Source organism: Brevundimonas sp. AVps7, from assembly GCF_058681545.1.
Genome location: NZ_CM178742.1, coordinates 241,146 through 257,245, shown reverse-complemented (window position 1 = coordinate 257,245; position 16,100 = coordinate 241,146). Strand labels below are relative to the sequence as shown.

The 16,100-nt window shown below is 68.1% G+C and carries 18 protein-coding genes; 6 read left to right on the top strand and 12 right to left on the bottom strand.

What is annotated here, in order from left to right; all coding sequences use genetic code 11:
- Nucleotides 1–40 precede the first annotated feature (40 nt).
- Entirely contained in the window at nucleotides 41–385 is a 345-nt protein-coding gene (locus ACW17Y_RS01360) for a hypothetical protein (RefSeq protein WP_492036994.1), read from the top strand.
- Here ACW17Y_RS01360 and ACW17Y_RS01355 read toward each other — a convergent pair.
- Nucleotides 382–783, bottom strand: a complete 402-nt coding sequence (locus ACW17Y_RS01355; protein WP_492036993.1) for an SRPBCC family protein — start codon at nucleotides 781–783, stop codon at nucleotides 382–384. The two genes, ACW17Y_RS01360 and ACW17Y_RS01355, sit on opposite strands and share 4 nt — an antisense overlap.
- A 216-nt stretch (nucleotides 784–999) precedes the next feature.
- On the opposite strand from ACW17Y_RS01355, the gene ACW17Y_RS01350 reads away from it, so the two are divergent.
- Both ACW17Y_RS01350 and ACW17Y_RS01345 read left to right on the top strand, forming a co-directional pair.
- Nucleotides 1,000–2,295 (top strand): MFS transporter, encoded by a 1,296-nt coding sequence (locus tag ACW17Y_RS01350; protein ID WP_492036992.1) that lies wholly within the window; start codon nucleotides 1,000–1,002, stop codon nucleotides 2,293–2,295.
- A gap of 37 nt (nucleotides 2,296–2,332) precedes the next feature.
- Entirely contained in the window at nucleotides 2,333–2,764 is a 432-nt protein-coding gene (locus ACW17Y_RS01345; RefSeq protein WP_492036991.1) for an SRPBCC family protein, read from the top strand.
- Here ACW17Y_RS01345 and ACW17Y_RS01340 read toward each other — a convergent pair whose 3' ends face one another.
- From ACW17Y_RS01340 to ACW17Y_RS01300, 9 genes are all read right to left on the bottom strand, one after another.
- Nucleotides 2,765–3,784 carry a type II secretion system F family protein gene (locus ACW17Y_RS01340; protein WP_492036990.1) on the bottom strand — a complete coding sequence of 340 codons (1,020 nt, stop codon included), beginning with the start codon at nucleotides 3,782–3,784 and terminating at the stop codon, nucleotides 2,765–2,767.
- Nucleotides 3,785–3,793: 9 nt separating this feature from the next.
- A complete protein-coding gene (locus tag ACW17Y_RS01335) occupies nucleotides 3,794–4,774 on the bottom strand; it encodes a type II secretion system F family protein (protein ID WP_492036989.1) in 981 nt (326 codons plus the stop codon).
- 5 nt (nucleotides 4,775–4,779) lie between these two features.
- Nucleotides 4,780–6,417, bottom strand: a complete 1,638-nt coding sequence (locus tag ACW17Y_RS01330; protein WP_492036988.1) for a TadA family conjugal transfer-associated ATPase — start codon at nucleotides 6,415–6,417, stop codon at nucleotides 4,780–4,782.
- Between the two features lie 3 nt (nucleotides 6,418–6,420).
- Entirely contained in the window at nucleotides 6,421–7,938 is a 1,518-nt protein-coding gene (locus ACW17Y_RS01325) for a CpaE/TadZ family protein (protein WP_492036987.1), read from the bottom strand.
- A gap of 3 nt (nucleotides 7,939–7,941) precedes the next feature.
- On the bottom strand, nucleotides 7,942–8,619 hold the full coding sequence (locus tag ACW17Y_RS01320) for a CpaD family pilus assembly protein (RefSeq protein ID WP_492036986.1): 678 nt from the start codon (nucleotides 8,617–8,619) through the stop codon (nucleotides 7,942–7,944).
- An 8-nt stretch (nucleotides 8,620–8,627) separates the two neighbouring features.
- Nucleotides 8,628–10,280 (bottom strand): type II and III secretion system protein family protein, encoded by a 1,653-nt coding sequence (locus tag ACW17Y_RS01315; RefSeq protein WP_492036985.1) that lies wholly within the window; start codon nucleotides 10,278–10,280, stop codon nucleotides 8,628–8,630.
- Nucleotides 10,277–11,227: a Flp pilus assembly protein CpaB gene (cpaB, locus tag ACW17Y_RS01310; RefSeq protein WP_492036984.1), complete on the bottom strand. Its 951-nt coding sequence runs from the start codon at nucleotides 11,225–11,227 to the stop codon at nucleotides 10,277–10,279. The genes ACW17Y_RS01315 and cpaB overlap by 4 nt, the downstream gene beginning before the upstream one ends.
- Nucleotides 11,228–11,332: 105 nt before the next feature.
- Nucleotides 11,333–11,845: an A24 family peptidase gene (locus ACW17Y_RS01305; RefSeq protein WP_492036983.1), complete on the bottom strand. Its 513-nt coding sequence runs from the start codon at nucleotides 11,843–11,845 to the stop codon at nucleotides 11,333–11,335.
- A gap of 113 nt (nucleotides 11,846–11,958) precedes the next feature.
- Complete coding sequence (locus ACW17Y_RS01300; RefSeq protein WP_271084324.1) at nucleotides 11,959–12,123, bottom strand: Flp family type IVb pilin; 165 nt, start codon at nucleotides 12,121–12,123, stop codon at nucleotides 11,959–11,961.
- Nucleotides 12,124–12,489: 366 nt separating this feature from the next.
- Between ACW17Y_RS01300 and ACW17Y_RS01295 the strand changes: the two genes are divergently transcribed.
- The 3 genes from ACW17Y_RS01295 to ACW17Y_RS01285 are packed head-to-tail and all read left to right on the top strand — an operon-like array spanning nucleotide 12,490 to nucleotide 14,009.
- Nucleotides 12,490–12,912, top strand: a complete 423-nt coding sequence (locus ACW17Y_RS01295; protein WP_492036982.1) for a pilus assembly protein N-terminal domain-containing protein — start codon at nucleotides 12,490–12,492, stop codon at nucleotides 12,910–12,912.
- A 3-nt stretch (nucleotides 12,913–12,915) separates the two neighbouring features.
- Nucleotides 12,916–13,467: a TadE/TadG family type IV pilus assembly protein gene (locus ACW17Y_RS01290; protein ID WP_492036981.1), complete on the top strand. Its 552-nt coding sequence runs from the start codon at nucleotides 12,916–12,918 to the stop codon at nucleotides 13,465–13,467.
- On the top strand, nucleotides 13,464–14,009 hold the full coding sequence (locus ACW17Y_RS01285; RefSeq protein ID WP_492036980.1) for a TadE/TadG family type IV pilus assembly protein: 546 nt from the start codon (nucleotides 13,464–13,466) through the stop codon (nucleotides 14,007–14,009). The genes ACW17Y_RS01290 and ACW17Y_RS01285 overlap by 4 nt, the downstream gene beginning before the upstream one ends.
- Here ACW17Y_RS01285 and ACW17Y_RS01280 read toward each other — a convergent pair.
- Nucleotides 14,006–15,304, bottom strand: coding sequence for an anthranilate synthase component I family protein (locus tag ACW17Y_RS01280; RefSeq protein ID WP_492036979.1), 1,299 nt, complete (start codon nucleotides 15,302–15,304; stop codon nucleotides 14,006–14,008). The genes ACW17Y_RS01285 and ACW17Y_RS01280 overlap by 4 nt on opposite strands.
- 2 nt (nucleotides 15,305–15,306) lie before the next feature.
- Nucleotides 15,307–16,086, bottom strand: coding sequence for a tyrosine-protein phosphatase (locus ACW17Y_RS01275; RefSeq protein ID WP_492036978.1), 780 nt, complete (start codon nucleotides 16,084–16,086; stop codon nucleotides 15,307–15,309).
- Between the last annotated feature and the right edge of the window lie 14 nt (nucleotides 16,087–16,100).

Here is a 16,100-nt window from a genome sequence, read left to right as displayed (position 1 = left end):
AGCGACTTGCGTCACAGCGCTCGTTGACCGACATCAGGGCATGGCCATCAAGACCTCGAAGACGAAATGGCGCGACGTCGTCCTAGTCTGCAAGAAGTGCCAGAAGAAGCTCGACGGCGGCTTCGGCCCGCATGGGGACAAGAGCCTCAAGAAGGCGCTCAAGAAATATCTGAAACCCGGCGACGGCAAGGGCCGCAAGGCCGAACTGGCCGTGATCGAGACCGGCTGTTTCGACGTCTGTCCGAAGAATGCGGTCGTGTGCGTCAACGCGGCAGAGCCCAAGGCCCTGCTGATCGTCCCGGTCGGCGCCGACCTGTTCGAGGTCAAGGCGAGGCTGCGGCTGGACGACGGGCGACGGCTGAAGCCGACGTTGACGATCGTCTAGCCGACCGCCTTCTCCATCGCGGCTTTGATCGCGTCCGCGCCCGCGTTCATCATCGCCTCGATCCGCTCGCCCGGTCCCTCCGGCAGGAAGTCGACCACCCAGACGAACCGGCATCGGTCCTCGCCTTCGGGCACGATCATGTTCGAGGCGCTGTGGTGTTCGAACATCTCGGCCAGGATAGAATAGACGATACGGCGATGCTGATCGTCGATGGCGATCAGCCGCTCGCGCAGGACAAGGCCGCCGTCGAAGGTGACAGTGCGCACATCGCCCTCGACCACCGTATCGAGGATGAAGCCCGGCGCGACCCTGGTGTGCAGGGCGCCGAAGTCGCGCAGCCGGTCCCAGACGACGTCCGCCGGCGCCTCGATGATCCGCTCGATGTGGATGGTGGCCATTTCGTCCTCCCGTTCGCCGGCAAGGTGACGAACCCGCCTCCCGTTGTCTCGCGGCTTTCGGACGGCATCGCCCAATCCTCGCCCGTCGGGGGAGGTGGCTCGTAGCGCAGTGAAGAGACGGAGGGGCTCACGGCGAACTCGGTGTCCGTGGCCGACCCCCTCCGCCGCTTCGCGGTCCCCCTCCCCCGATGGGGGAGGAAAGGCTATGCATCCCGAATGTCCCCGCGCTCCCCCGCCTTCATGATCCTGTTCGTCGTCAGCCTGATTGCGACGGCGGGGAACATGGGGCTGCAGTCGGTGCTGCCGGCGATCGGACGCGAGTTTCATCTGGCCGACACTCTCGTCGCCGGGGCCTTCGCCATCTCCGCCCTGATGTGGACGGTCACCTCGCCGGTCTGGGCCCGCTGGTCGGACAGGATCGGGCGCAAGAAGGTCATCCTGATCGGTCTGGCGGGTTTCGTCCTGTCCATGACCGGTTTCGGCCTCGCCGCCACCTCGGGCATCGAGGGCTGGCTGGGCGCCGGCGTCGCCTTCATCCTGATGGCGACGGCGCGGACCATCTACGGTGTATTCGGGTCCGCCTCGCCGATCGCGTCGCAGGCCTATGTCGCCGACCGCACCAGTCCGGAACAGCGGACCCAGGCCATGTCTCTGCTCGCCTCGGCCCAGGGCCTGGGCACAGTCATCGGGCCGGTGCTGTCGCCCTTCTTCATCTTGCCGCTCGTGGGGCTGGCGGGACCGATGTACGTCTATGCCCTCGTCGGCCTGATCGTGCTGCTGGTCGTATGGTTCAAACTGCCGAGCGGCGAAGTGATCCGCACCCCCTCGCCCAGCGGGCGCCGCGGCGACGCCGCCAAGGGCCTGTGGCGCGACCCCCGCGTGCGCGACTTCCTGCTGTACGGCCTGTTCATCACGGGGGCCCAGGCGGTCAACATCTCGGTGCTGGGCTTCCACATCATCGACGAACTGGCGGCCACCGGAATGGAGGCGCGACAGGCCCAGCCCTTCATCGGTCTGGCCATGTTCGCCGGCGCCCTGGCGACCCTGATGGTGCAGTGGGGGTTGATCCCGCTGCTGAAGATGCAGCCGCTCCAGCTCATGCGCTGGGGGGCGATCCTTGCGCTGGTCGGCAATCTGATGACGATCGCGGCCCCGGCCTATTTCGGCGTCGTGGTCGGCTACGCCATCGTGTCGATGGGCGTCGGCTTCGCCCGACCGGGCTTCACCGCTGGCGCCTCGATCGCGGTCGGGCCGCACGAGCAGGGCGCCGTCGCCGGGCTGATGATGTCGCTCGCGGGGCTCAGCTTCCTCGTGCCTCCGGTCGTCGGGGTGGCGCTGTACGAACTGGTCGAATGGGCGCCGTTCGCGGCCAACGCGTCCCTGCTGGCTGCCGGCGTCGCCCTCGCCTACCTCAGTCCGGTGCTGCGCTACGACCCCACGCCGGGCGTCGAGGACAATCCCCCGCCCGACGCACCGCCCGCCTCCCAGCCGGGGCCTGAAGGCAACCGTTAGGCTTGCGTCGTTTCAACCGGCTTGCGACATCGTCAGCATGAACTTCAAGATCGAGAAACGCGTCGGCGTCCGCGCCCCTTCCGACAGGATTTGGGAGGTCATCGCCGACCTGCAGCATTGGGATAGCTGGAACCCGGTCGAGACCGGCGTCAGCGGAACCATCGCCTTCGGCGGCCAGATCAACCTGACCGAAACCATCGAGGGCCTGCCCGGGCGTCAGGTGACCGGCCGCGTCGCGGACTGGCAGCCGAACGCCCAGCTGGTCTGGACCGAGAAGCGCGGCTGGCTGTTCAACGTGGTCCGCTATTACGAGATCGAGGAGCTGGAGCCCGGCAGCTGCATCATCGCCAACGGCTTCATCTTCTCGGGCTTCCGGGGCGAAGGCTTCCACGACAAGCACAGGAAGACCATCCGCACGGCCTGCGAGGCGATCGGCGAGGCGCTGAAGCTGAAGGTCGACAGCCTCTAGCTATTCCTCCGCGCCCTGCTCGGCGCGGGGCACGTCCCTGGCCGCGTTGGAGGCCATGGTGTCCTGGATCTTGATGATCGCCGGACCCAGGATGACGGTGAAGAGCACCGGCAGGAAGAACAGGATCATCGGCACGGTCAGCTGGGCCGGGAGGGCCGCGGCCTTCTTCTCCGCCGCCGACAGCCTCAGTTCGCGGTTCTCCTTGGCCATGGTCCGCAGAGCCGATCCCAGCGGCGTGCCGTACTGTTCGGCTTGGACCATGGCCGTCGCGACGGCGCGGACGCCCGGATGGTTGGTCCGTTTGGCCAGGCCCTCATAGGCCATCCGCCGTTCCGGCAGATAGCTGAGCTCGGCGGACAGAAGGCTGAGCTCCTCGGCCAGGGCGATGGAGGTGGTGCCGATCTCCTGGGCCACCTTCACGATCGCGGACTCGATCGACATCCCCGCCTCGACGCAGATCAGCATCAGGTCGAGCGCGTCGGGGAAGGCCTGCATGATCGACTGCTTGCGCTTGGCGATCACGTTCTGGAGGAACATGTTCGGGGCGTAGAAGCCCGCCGCTGCGGCGAACATGACGATGCCCATCTTGATCGTGACAGGCTGGCCGAAGTCATTGATGAAGAAGATGTATATCCCTGCGAGGGCGAAGCCGACGAAGGGCGAGGCGAAGCGGAAGAAGTAGAAGGTCGTCAGGGGCCGGGGCCCGCGGAAGCCGGCCTGGGACATCTGGTCGACGACCTTGGGGTCCTCCAGCATCTTGGTCAGGTTCAACCGGTCGACGACCGTTTTCTTGAAGCCGTCGTCGGTGTGGCGAAGTCCGCCGCCGCCGGCGGCAATAGCCTGACGCGAGCGGCGCTTCAGTTCGTCGCGACGGACGGCGACCGCCTTCATCCGGCTTTCCAGCGCCACGCCGCTGCCCATCCCGCCGAGCAGGGTGATGACCGTGGCGAAGACGAGCAGGGCGACGAGGCCGCTGATCAGGTTCACCGGCTCGACGATGGCGCGCATGATGGATTCCATGTCGCCCTCCTAGAACTTGAACGAGATCATGCGCTTCATCACGAAGATGCCGATCGCCATCCACGTGCCTCCGCACAGCAGCATGATCTGGCCGCGGAAGTCGGTGAACATCAGCAGCATGTAGCTGGGGGTCGTGATCGACACGAGGATCATGACCACGGGCGGCATGGAGCCGATGATGCCGGCCGAGGCCACGGCCTCGGACGACAGGGCCTTGATCTTCTCGCCCATCATCCGGCGCGCGCGCAGCACGGTCGACAGGTTGCCCAGGGCCTCGGCCAGGTTGCCGCCGGTCTTCTGCTGGATGGCGATGACGATGGCGAAGAACTTCAGCTCCGGCGTCGGCATGCGCTCGTACATCCGGTCCAGGGCCTGGGACAGGGTCAGGCCGACGCCCAGACCCTCGACCAGCTTCTGGAACTCGGGACCCAGCGGCGCGGGGCTCTCCTTGCCGATGATCTTGAAACAGTCGTGGACCGGGAGGCCGGTCTTGATGCCGCGCACGATGACGTCGACGGCGTTGGGGAACTCCGCTGCGAACTTCTTCATCCGGCTCTTGCCGATGAAGCCCACGACCCAGCGCGGCAGGCCCAGGCCGGCCACCAGACCCGCGCCCAGGGCGACCAGGACATTGGGCCCGAACAGCAGGGCCAGCAGGAAGACGACGACGCCGGCGCCGATGCTGATGAAGGTGAAGGTCTTGATCGTCATGGCCAGGCCGGCGTGCTTCAGCTTGGCCGCCATGGTCATGCGGGCCTTGCGCTCCTTGCGATCGGCCTCCTTGAGTTGGAGCTCGATCGCCTTGCGGCGGGCTTCCGGCGTATTGGCCTCGGCCTTGGCGGCCTTGGCGCGGGCGTTCCTGGTCGCGGGCGAGGTGAAGCCCTCGGCGCGTTTCAGGGCCTGGGCGCTGGAATCGTCGCCGCCGACAAAGGCCCAGCCCAGACCGCCGATGGTGATGAAAGCCAGGACGGCGGCGAGGATCGGGAGCATCTCGCCTACTCCGCCGCGTCGAGCGCTTCGGCCAGCTCGCGCTCCAGGCCGTAGTAGCGGGCGCGGTCCCAGAACCGGGGGCGGGCGATGCCGGTCGAGCGGTGACGACCGACGATTTTGCCGTTCTCGTCCTCGCCCGTGATCTCGTAGACGAACAGGTCCTGGGTCACGATCACGTCGCCTTCCAGCCCGACGACTTCGGTGATGTGAGTGATGCGGCGCGAACCATCCCTGAGGCGAGCCGCCTGGATGATGACGTCGACGGAGCCGACGATCATCTCGCGGATCGTCTTGGACGGCAGGCCGTAGCCGCCCATGGTGATCATCGATTCCATCCGGCTGATCGCCTCGCGCGGGGAGTTGGCGTGCAGCGTCCCCATCGAGCCGTCGTGGCCGGTGTTCATGGCCTGCAGCAGGTCGAACGCCTCGGGCCCACGGACCTCGCCGACGATGATCCGCTCGGGACGCATCCGCAGGCAGTTCTTGACCAGATCCCGCATGGTGATCGTGCCCTGGCCCTCGAGGTTGGGCGGGCGGGTTTCGAGGCGGACCACGTGCGGCTGCTGCAGCTGCAGTTCGGCCGCGTCCTCGCAGGTGATGACGCGCTCGGTCGGGTCGATGAAGGCGGTCAGGGTGTTCAGCAGCGTCGTCTTGCCGGAACCCGTGCCGCCCGAGATGACGATGTTGCAGCGGCAGGCGCCGATGACGCCGAGGACGCGGGCCCCTTCCGGACTGATGGAGTTGTACTCCACCAGGTTCTTCATCGTCAGCTTGTCTTTCTTGAACTTCCGGATCGTCAGGGTCGCGCCGTCGATGGCCAGCGGCGGGGCGATGACGTTGACGCGGCTGCCGTCCGGCAGGCGGGCGTCGCAGATCGGGGAGCTCTCGTCCACGCGGCGGCCGACCTGCGACACGATCCGCTGGCAGATGTTCATCAGCTGGGTGTTGTCACGGAAGCGGACGTTGGTCAGCTGGACCTTGCCGTTCACCTCGATGAACACCCGGCCGGCGCCGTTGACCATGATGTCGGCGATGTCGTCGCGGCCTAGCAGCGGCTCAAGCGGACCGTAGCCGAGGACGTCGTTGACGATGTCCTGGACCAGGTGCTCCTGCTCGGCCACCGACATAGAGACGTTCTTGATCGCCACCAGCTCGGCGACGATGTCCCGGATCTCTTCGGAGGCCGCCTTGGTTTCCAGCTGCGCCAGCTGGGCCAGGTCGATGGTGTTCATCAGCGCGTTGAAGATGGTCGTCTTCGTGGCGTGGTAGTAGTCACTCTGCTCGCGGACGATCTCGGCGACCGCCTGGGCCTTCTTCAGCTGTTCGAAACCGGCGGTGGCCTTTGGGCCGGGTCCGGCGTTCAGCGGAGGCGCAGCGGCAGGCCTAGGTCGGGCGGCGAGCGCGTCGAGGCGATCAGCGGCGGGCGACGGCGGAGCCGAAGCCGCACGGCCGCTGGTGTGAGCAAAACCGGTCTCGGCGGGCGGAGCGTCGGCGTTGAAGGCGAAGGCCTGGGTCTGCTGGCCCTGCGCCGGCTGTGGCGGGAAGGCGTCGTCGAACGCCTCGGCCGGCTGAGGCGCCGGCGCAGGGGCGGGCCGGGGCTCGGGCGCCGCGCCGCCGGGTTGGGATGTACGTTTTCCGAACACCCGTCAGGTCTTCTTCTTGAACAGGCCGGAGAACATCGACTTCGATTCGCCCTTGGCCGCTTTTCCGGGCGCGGCGATCATCGGCAGTTCGCGACGCGAGACGATCTGGGCCAAGGTCTGGAAGGCCTCGGCAGCCTTGGATTTTGCGCCCGCGTCCAGGATCATCTGGCCGTTGTTGGCCGCCGCGCCGAACAGCTTGGCGTCGAACGGGATCGACAGGCTGGGGTGGATGCCCAGGGCCGCGCCGAAGTCCTTGGCCGGGATTTCCGGACGGCCGGGCACGCCGACCTGATTGAGCACCAGACGCGGCGGGGCGTCGTTGGGGCGGCCCGAGCGGATCAGGTCGATCATGTTCTTGGCATTGCGCAGAGAGGCCAGATCGGGCGTGGCCACGACCACGACCTCGTCGGCCGAGATCAGGGTCTTGCGCATCCAGCCCGTCCAGATGTGCGGCAGGTCGAGCACCACGAAGGGCGCCGTGCCGCGGATCTGGCTGGTCACCTCCTCGAAGGCGTCCGGCGAGATGTCCCAATCGTTGTCGAGGGTGGCCGGCGCCGCGAACAGCGACAGCTTGTCGGTGCAGCGGACCATCATCCGGTCCAGCAGGACGGCGTCCAGACGGTCGGGTTGCCCCAGGGCCTCGGCGATGCCCGACAGCGGGTCCTGGTTGAAGTCGAGGCCGGCGGTGCCGAACGGCAGGTCATAGTCGACGATGACGGTGTTGGCGCCGATCCGCTCGGACATCGCATAGGCGGTATTGTGCGCGACCGACGACGCCCCCGCCCCGCCCCGCGCGCCGACGAAGGCGATGGAGCGGCCGACGAACGGCTGGGCCGGATCGGAGAACAGGCCGCCGATGGCGGCGATCAGCTGCAGCGGCTGGATCGGAGCGACCAGATATTCGCTGACGCCGCGCTTCATCAGCTCGCGGAACAGGATGATGTCGTTGGTCGCACCGATGACGACGACCTTGGTGCCGGCGTCACAGACCTCGGCCAGACGGTCGACCTGCCACAGCAGATTCTGCGGGTCCTCGAGGCATTCGACGATGATCAGGGGCGGCGTCGGCTCGTGCGAATAGGCGTCGAGGGCGCCGGGAATGCCGCCGACGCGGATCTGGGTCGTGGCCCGCGACATGCGCCGGTCCTGACCCGCGCGCTCTGCTGCGGCGAGGGTGTCCTGACGCTCGGCGAAGACGTGGATGGCGATGCGCGGAACCGTGACCTCGACCTGCAGTCCGCCTTGCTGGGGCGTCAGGGCGGCGGAGGCGCCGGCGACAAGCTCGCCCACGGGATTGTAGCCGGGCGCCGGGCCCGGCCCCTGAGTCACGGGCAGGCCGGGATGGGCCACAACGGCTCCGCCCGGGGCCGGAACCGGAGCGCCCGGAGCCGTGAACTGGAGAGGCTCGCGCGGATTGATGTCGGCGGCCGGCGAGGGCGCGGCGGCCGGCATGAAGTCGAGGTCAGCGTCGAACTCGTCATCGAGGTCGTCGAAGGGGCGCGAGGCGAAGGCGTTGGTCATCCGTCAGTCCACCGCATTCGAGACGCGCTGGTCCTCGATCATCGGTTCGCGCGTCGCCGCTGTCGGTTCGCCCAGCCGGTATTTGTCGAACACGACGGCGCGGCGAGCGGCGCTGCCCGGCTGCATGGCGCGCGGCGAGACGATGTCGCGGGGATCGGCGATCTGGGCGGCGAGGTTGGCGTTCACCGCGCAACCGAAGTTGGCGTAGCCGGCATTGGCGCCGGTCCGGCCGAGGTTGGTCCAGCTGGTCCCGCAGGCGGGCACAGCGGCGCGGACGGTGTCGAAGCCGACCAGAACCGGAGCGCGGGGGTCCGGTGCGGCATAGGTCACGACCCGCACCTGATACGGCGGAACGCCCTGGGCCTCGAGCGCGCCCTTGATCCGCCAGGCGATGTCCGACGCGACGGGGTCGTCGCCCGACGGCGCCTCGACCGTCAGCATCGGCGCGCCCTCGCTGGCGAAGCGATTAACCATGTCGCCCAGGGCCAGAGTCTGATTTTCCGACAGGCCCGTCTCGTGCACGGCGAAGGCCACGCGGTCGAGACCGGGTTCGATCTGCAGGGCGAAGCGCGAGGTCGGGGTCAGGGGGACCGGGCCGGAACCGGCGGCGCCGCCGCAGGCGACAAGCGGCGCGGTCAGCAGGACTGCCGAGGCGAACACGATCAGGGAAGAACGGGTCATGGCGACGCTCACTCGATCACATAGCCGACGGGGCCCTGCCATCCGGCCGAGGGCGAGGCGGTGGGGGCGGGGGATCCGTAGGCCTGGTTCAGCTGGCCGAAGAAGATGGTCTGGGCGTCATTGGCGATACGAAGCCCGTCGGCCGGCGTCTGCATCCGGCCGGGCGAGGTCGGGCTGACGATGTAGGGCTCGACGATCATCACCAGCTCGGTCTCGCCCGACAGATAGTCGCGCGACCGGAACAGGGAGCCGAGCACCGGCAGGTTGGTCACGCCGGGCAGGGAATCGACCGTCTGACGGGTGCTTTCCTGCAGCAGACCCGCGATCATCATCGAGCCGCCCGAGGGCAGTTCGACCGTCGTCGCCGAGCGACGCACGCCGAGGCCCGGCAGGGTGATGGCCGAGACCGTACCCGCGCCGATGGTCAGACCGCCGGTCGAGGACAGTTCGGAGACCTCCATCGACACCTGGAGCGAGATATTTCCACCCGACAGGACGATGGGGCGGAAGGCCAGGCTGACGCCGTAGGGTTTGTATTCGATGGTCAGGTTGCCGTCGCGGTCACGACCGATCGGCACCGGGAACTCGCCGCCGGCCAGGAAGCTGGCGCTCTCGCCGTTCACCGCCGTCAGGTTGGGTTCCGCCAGGGTGCGCACCAGGCCGACCCGCTCGAACGCCTCCAGACAGTTCGACGTATTGGTGCCGGTGACCGTCGAATAGAGCGTCTGGGCCAGACCCGTGATGGCGTTGGTCACCGTGCTGCCGAGCGTGCTGGTGATCGCGCCGGTCACGGCGGTCCCGACCAGCGAATAGGGGCCCGGTTCGCCCTCCATCCCGACCTGCACCTGATTGATGTTGGTCGTGCCGTTGGTGGTCGTGTTGGTCGTACCGTTGGTCGAGGTCGAGCCGGTCTGGACCTGGTTGTCGTAGTTGGTCGTGCGGGCGTTGTTCTCGCCGTAGCAGAGGCCGTTGCCACCCAGGTAGTTGCCGTTGGCGCCCCAGGTATTGCCCCGGCCGAAGCCGATAGAGGAGTTGCCGTCGTTATAGACGACGTTGGTGGCCAGCCCGAGCTGCTTGATGGCGTTGCGCTGAACCTCGACCACGCGGACCTTCAGCGTGACCTGGTCCGACCCCGCCACGCTGAGCATGTTCAGCACCTTTTCCGGCGCCGAAACGAAGGCGCGGGCGACCGAGACGATCCGTTCGGCCTCGGCGGCGCTGGTGACCATGCCGGTCAGAATGATGCTGTCGTTGACCGCCTCGGCGTGGACCTGGGCCCCCGGCGCGATGCGGCTGAGGGTGTCCTGAAGCGCCGAGGTGCCGGCGTCGACGCGGACGCGCAGGGTCAGGATCTGGCGACCCTGGGCGTCGAGGAAGACCGCATCGGTCTCGCCCGGCGCGATGCCGATGACGGTGATCCGGCGCGGCGAATGGACGTTGGCCTCGGCCACGGCCGGATTCGAAACGATCACGTCCCGCGCATCGGCCGGCAGGTCGACGGCGAAGGAGGTGCCGCGCGGCAGGTTGACCAGCTGCGGGCCCGAGCCCGCCGCCACGGTCTGGCGCGCGCCGTAGGTCTGGGCGCTCACGGGAGCGGCGACCCCGGCCGCGACGAGGCCGGCGCACGCCAGGGCGACGAAACGGTTCACTCGAGAGCTCATTGGACGCTCACCACTTCGGGTTCTCCGCCGCGGAAGATGCGCACTGTGGCGGGGCGGCTGGCGACCGGCGTCCGGGCCGGGGCGCCGACGCGGCCCGAAGGCCCGGCGGTGTCGGCATAGGACCGCAGCGTCAGGGACAGGGTCCCGGCCGCCTTGGCCAGGGCCAGGGCCTCGGTGTCGGTCGGGGCGATCTCCAGAGTGGCGGTGGCGCCGACCACGGCCTGCTGGTCGTCCTCGGCGCGGGTCGACTGGTCGATGGCCAGGACCTTGACGTTCTGCAGCACCAGGCGGCTGGCGAACTTGGCCTGGTTCGGGGAATCTTCGGAGTCGCGTTCCAGTTCGACCGTCACGATGACATCGACCCGGTCGCCCGGCAGGATGAAGCCGCCGGCGGCGGTCTCGGTCGAGACGGCGATGGCCATCGCCCGCATGCCGGGCTCGAGATAGGCGGCCATATAGCCGCTGTCTCCGGCGCGAACGATCTTGCGGCCGACGATGGGCTCTCCGGCCAGGATCGGCTCGCGGACGACCGAACCGAAATATTCCGACTTGGCCCCGCCGCCGGTCAACGCCTCGGCGGCGCGGGTGACGCGGGCCACCGTGCCTTCCGGCTTGTCTTCATCTGCGGGAGCGGCGGCAGCCTCCTCGCCCGCTTCGCCCTCGGCGGGTTCGGCCTGTGGCACGGGGACGGAGCCGTCGGTGATGAAGGCCGGATTGACCTCGTCGGCGGGCCAGTCCTTCCACTCCAGGTCAGCGTCGGTGAGACGCTGGCCGGGCGCGAGATCACGGGCGGCCACCAGAACCTTTGCCATCGGGCGCGCGGGTTCGGCGGCCGCGGCGACAGCCGCGGGCTCGCCCGAGGACGATCCCATGGCGCGCACGACCAGGGCCAGACCGATGGCGGCCACGGCGGCGATGCAGATGACGGCAATACGGGCGGGCTTCATCGACGGTCTCCGGCGAGACCACGCGCGCGAATCGTGACGCTGGCGGGTCTACCGTTAACGACCATGGCGGGCGCGGGTTAACGCGGCCCTAAACGCCGACGCGTGTCAGCCGGCGGCGAAGGTCGTCAGCAAGGCGCTGGACGGGAAGGCCATCAGGGCGCCGGCGCAGATGGCGATGCCGTAGGGGATGTCGCCCTTGGTCTCCAGCAGGGTGTGGACCCAGCCTGGGCCGCCGACAATGTGAGGCGCGACGTCGCGCCGGGCGACGATCAGGGCCAGCGACAACAGGCCGCCGAACACGGCCGTCCAGAGTACGAATTCGAAAGAAGCCGACGGGCCCAGCCACAAACAGGCCGCGGCGATCAGCTTGGCGTCGCCGCCGCCGATGACCCGGAGCGCGAAAAGACCCATGCCGACCAGAAGGGCGATGACGGCCACGCCGCCGTGCAGTCCGACGACATCGAGCGGCAGGCCTACGGCGAAGGCGGCCGGGAAGAAGCCGAGGATCAGCGATCCCGACAGCCAGTTCGGGATCCGCATCGTCGTCAGGTCCGACAAAGCCGCCGCGATGACGAGGCCGGGCAGGACGCTGAGAAGGACGAGAGAAAGGATATCCATGAGGGCATCCTGCATGGGGCGGGTTAAATCCGGGTTGCCGCGCCGACTTGGCCGGAAAAACAAAGGGCCGGCGTGTTTCCACGCCGGCCCCCGCTTTCAAGACCCGTGAGGGTTTAGCCGAGCTTGGCCGAGACCTTGCCGAACGTGGCCGACAGGTTGGTGCCGACCAGCTGGACGGCGCCGATGATGACGACGGCGATCAGGGCCGCGATCAGGCCGTACTCGATGGCGGTGGCGCCGGACTCGTCCTTGACGAAACGCGAAACGAACTTGGTCATGGTGTCTTCCTTGTGAAATCTGTGAAGCGAGCAACGATGGCTGGGAGGCTCGGTCGCCCGCTTGTCCCCCAAACGCATGGGCATATTGGCCCGGACCGGTTAAAGCCGGGCTAGAAGGCGTGGTTACCCACTCGTTTACTGTAAAAAGTTTGCATGATCGCCGCGCGCCGACAGCAAAAGCCCCGCCGTCATTGAACAAGGCGAGCGTTCGGGTCTGCACGACCAAGGTCATCCGTTAACGCTTGTTCAGGCGTCTGAACGAAACGTGTCCGAAGGTCTCTCACTTTAGAGTTTGTAGAGGTTTCCGGCCGATCTTCGCGTCTCGCCCTCGCGCGCGCCCGTTCAGAGCTACAAGGACACATACCCATGGCCGGATCGATCGCCGCCCTGCTGCGCCCCGCCCTCCTCGCCGGCCTGTTGCTGGCCGCCGGGGCCGCTCAGGCCCAGACACTGAATGTCGAGATCGACCGTTCCGCCCGGATCGGCCTGACGGGATCGGCCGCCTCGGTCATCGTCGGCAACCCGGCCATCGCCGACGTGACGGTGGTGGACGCCAACACCCTGTTCATTACCGGCAAGGGCTATGGCGTGACCGAGGTCGTCGCTGTGGACGGCGTCGGCCGCACCATCTTCCAGGGCGAGATCGTCGTCACCGGCGGATCGACCGGCTCCGTTCGCGTATGGCGCGGCGCCCAGGCGACCGAGATGGCCTGCGCCGCCTCCTGCGCCCCCAGCATCCGCAATGTCTCGGGGCCCGCCACCGCCTCTGCCGCAACCCCGACCCCCTGATCCATGACCCGGTCCCTGTTCCGCAGGCGCGGCCGGGCCGCCGTCCGCCCCCGTCGCGAAGGCGCGGCGGCGGTCGAGTTCGCCATGGTCGCGGCCCCGTTCTTCTTCATGATCTTCGCGGTGCTGGAACTCGGCCTGGTCTTCCTGATCGACTCCACGCTTGAGAACGCCGTGCTGAGCGCCAGCCGGCTCGTTCGCACCGGACGCGCCGAGACCGAGGCCGTCACCGACGCCCAGTTCAAGACCGCCCTGTGCGCCCAGATGAGCGTGTTCGAAGGCGACTGCATATCCCGCGCGGACGTCGACGTGCGGATCATGCCCCGCTTCAGCGACGGCACGCCTGACAGTCCGATCCGGAACGGCGTCATGAATACCGGCGACCTCGACTACGATATCGGCGAACCCGGCGATCTGATGCTCGTCCGTGTCTGGTACTCCCAGCCTCTGGTCACGCCCTTCATGCAGCAGGCCATGTCGCGGCTGAACTCCGGCGCCGCCGTGATCTCTGTCGCCACCGCCTTCCGCAACGAGCCCTATCGCGGATCGAATCCGTGAACCTGCATCGCTCGGCCAGCCTGAGGTTCCTGCGCCGGTTCGGCCGCGACGGGTCCGGCGTGTCGGCCGTCGAATTCGCCCTGCTCGCCCCCGTGCTGATCCTGATCTATTTCGGTCTGGCCGAATTCTGTCAGGCCTATATGGCCCAGCGCCGCATGGGTCACTCGACGTCGCAGGTCGCCGACATCGTGGCCCAGTACCAGACGGTCGATGCGGACCTGATCGACGACACCTTCGCCATCGGCGGCCTGGTGCTCGCGCCTTTCCCGGATAGTGCGCTGAAGCTGCGCGTCACCGCCATCACCCGGGGAACCGACGGCGTGGCGCGGGTGACCTGGAGCCGGGGCAAGGGCATGACCGTGCGCACGGGGATCGTGACCGTTCCCGCCGGCCTGATCGAGAACGGCGAGAGCATCATCATGAGCGAGGGGACCTACGACTATGTCTCGCCGCTTAACCAGGTCCTCGGGACCAAGCAGTTCAGCCACACCTACTGGCTGCGACCGCGGCTGGTGAACACGATCACCTGCACCAACTGCTAGCCGGCCAGGGCCTGTCGGATCGCCGCGATCTTGACGTCCGTCTCCTGAAGCTCGGAAGCAGGATCGCTGTCCGCCACGATCCCCGCCCCGGCCAGGGTCCGGAAGGCCCAGACCTCGCCCTCGCGCCAGAAGGCGATGGTGCGGATCAGGACCGAGGCCGTCAGGGCGCCGTCATCGTCCAGCAGGAACAGACTGCCGCACCATGGCCCGCGCGGCGCCTCATGACCCGCGATCACCCGCATGGCCTGATGCTTGGGCGCCCCGGTGATCGATCCTGGCGGGAATGACGCCGCCAGCACCTCGGCCGGGCCGACGCCCGGTTCGGCCTCGCCGCTCACCGTCGAGACCAGATGGTGGACGGTGGCGAAGCTCTCGAGCTCGAACAGCTTTTCGACCACGACCGAACCCGGCTTCGCGACCCGCGACAGGTCGTTGCGCATCAGGTCGACGATCATCAGGTTCTCGGCCCGATCCTTGGCGCTGGCGATCAGGTCTGCGGCGTTGGCGGCGTCGACGGCGGCGTCCGGATCACGGGGACGCGTCCCCTTGATCGGCCGGGTCTCGATCCGCCGGGTCTGTGGGTCGAAGGTCAGGAACAGCTCGGGCGAGTTCGACACCAGCCCCCGGTCGCCGACCCGCCAGAACGCGCTGTAGGGCGCCGTCCCCGCCGCCAGCCGGACGAACACCGCGAACGGATCCACGTCGGGTTCGAGCACGCCGCCCCAGGCCCGGGCGATATTGGCCTGGAACAGCTCCCCGGCCGCGATCCGTGCCACGACATCGGCGACGGCGTCTGTGTAGTCGCGCGCCGGCCGCTCGGGTTCGAAACGCGCGGCAGGAACCCCACCGGGCGTGACCGGCGTCGACTGACCGATCCACCCGACGGCCTCGTCCGCGGCCTCGGCCGCCTCGACCTCTTCCTGCCCCAACCCGACAGCCGAGACTGTTTCTGCCTCATGGTCGAAGACCAGCATGGCCGGGTAGCGCGCCAGGATCAGATCCGGCCAGTCGCCCGGCGACGCCCCCCGGTCCCCGGTCGCGGGGCGAGCCCCGGCGTCATAGGTCGCGAGCCCGACCACGAACCGGTCCATCCCCTCCCCGGCCAGGGCGGCGAAGGGCCTGTCCGCCTCCATTCGCATCGTCACGATCTGATCGGGGTCACAGGCGACCCAGGAGCGCCCGCCATTGGGACCGCCGTCGGACAACAGGCACAGCGCGCCCTCCCGATGCGCCAGCCCGGCCGCGACGGCGAGGGGCTCGACCCAGTCCAGAGTCCTGACGACGCGGACGGTCATGGTCAGGCCGCGAGCCGTTCCGCGATCCGGTCGCGCAGGGCCGCATCGACGCCCAGCCCCTGTTCCAGATAGCCGTCGATGGAACCGTACCGCTCGGTGATGGCGTCGATGGCGGCGTCCAGATAGGCGGGCTCGACCCCCATGAAGGCGACCACCGCGTCGTGCGAGGCGTCGCGTCCCGTGAACCCCTTCAGCTGTTCGGCGATGGCCGGCGCGCGGCCGACCAGATCGACCGCCGTATTGGTCAGGAGGTAGTCCTCCATCAGGTCGTCGTGACCGACGCCCAGCAGATGATGCGTCAGGGCCGCCAGCATGCCTGTCCGGTCCTTGCCCGCGGCGCAATGGATCAGCACCGGCCGGTCGGTCTCGCCCAGCGCATGGAAATAGCGGCTGAACAGATCGATGTGGGCCGGGGCGAAGGGCAGTTCGCGATAGGTCGCCGTCATGAACCGACGCCCCGAATCCGGGGTCAGGTCGGCGGTCTTGAGAAAGGTGATGTGCGGCGCCTCGCCCCGCTCATCCAGATCGCTCTCGAACACCTGACCGGTGAAGTTGCCGGCCCGCTTCGACGGCTGTCGACGACGCTCGACGGGCCGTCTCAGATCGACGACGACGCCCAGATCCAGCGCCGCCAGCCTTTCGAGATCGGCCTCCGAGACCGAGGCCTGATGCGCCGAGCGGAACAACCGTCCGGTCTTCAGCGCCCGGCCCGCGGCGGTGTCGTAACCGCCGTAGTCGCGGAAATTGTCGAGCGCGTCGAAGGCGTGGATGCGGGAGGTCATGGCCTCCCTATAGG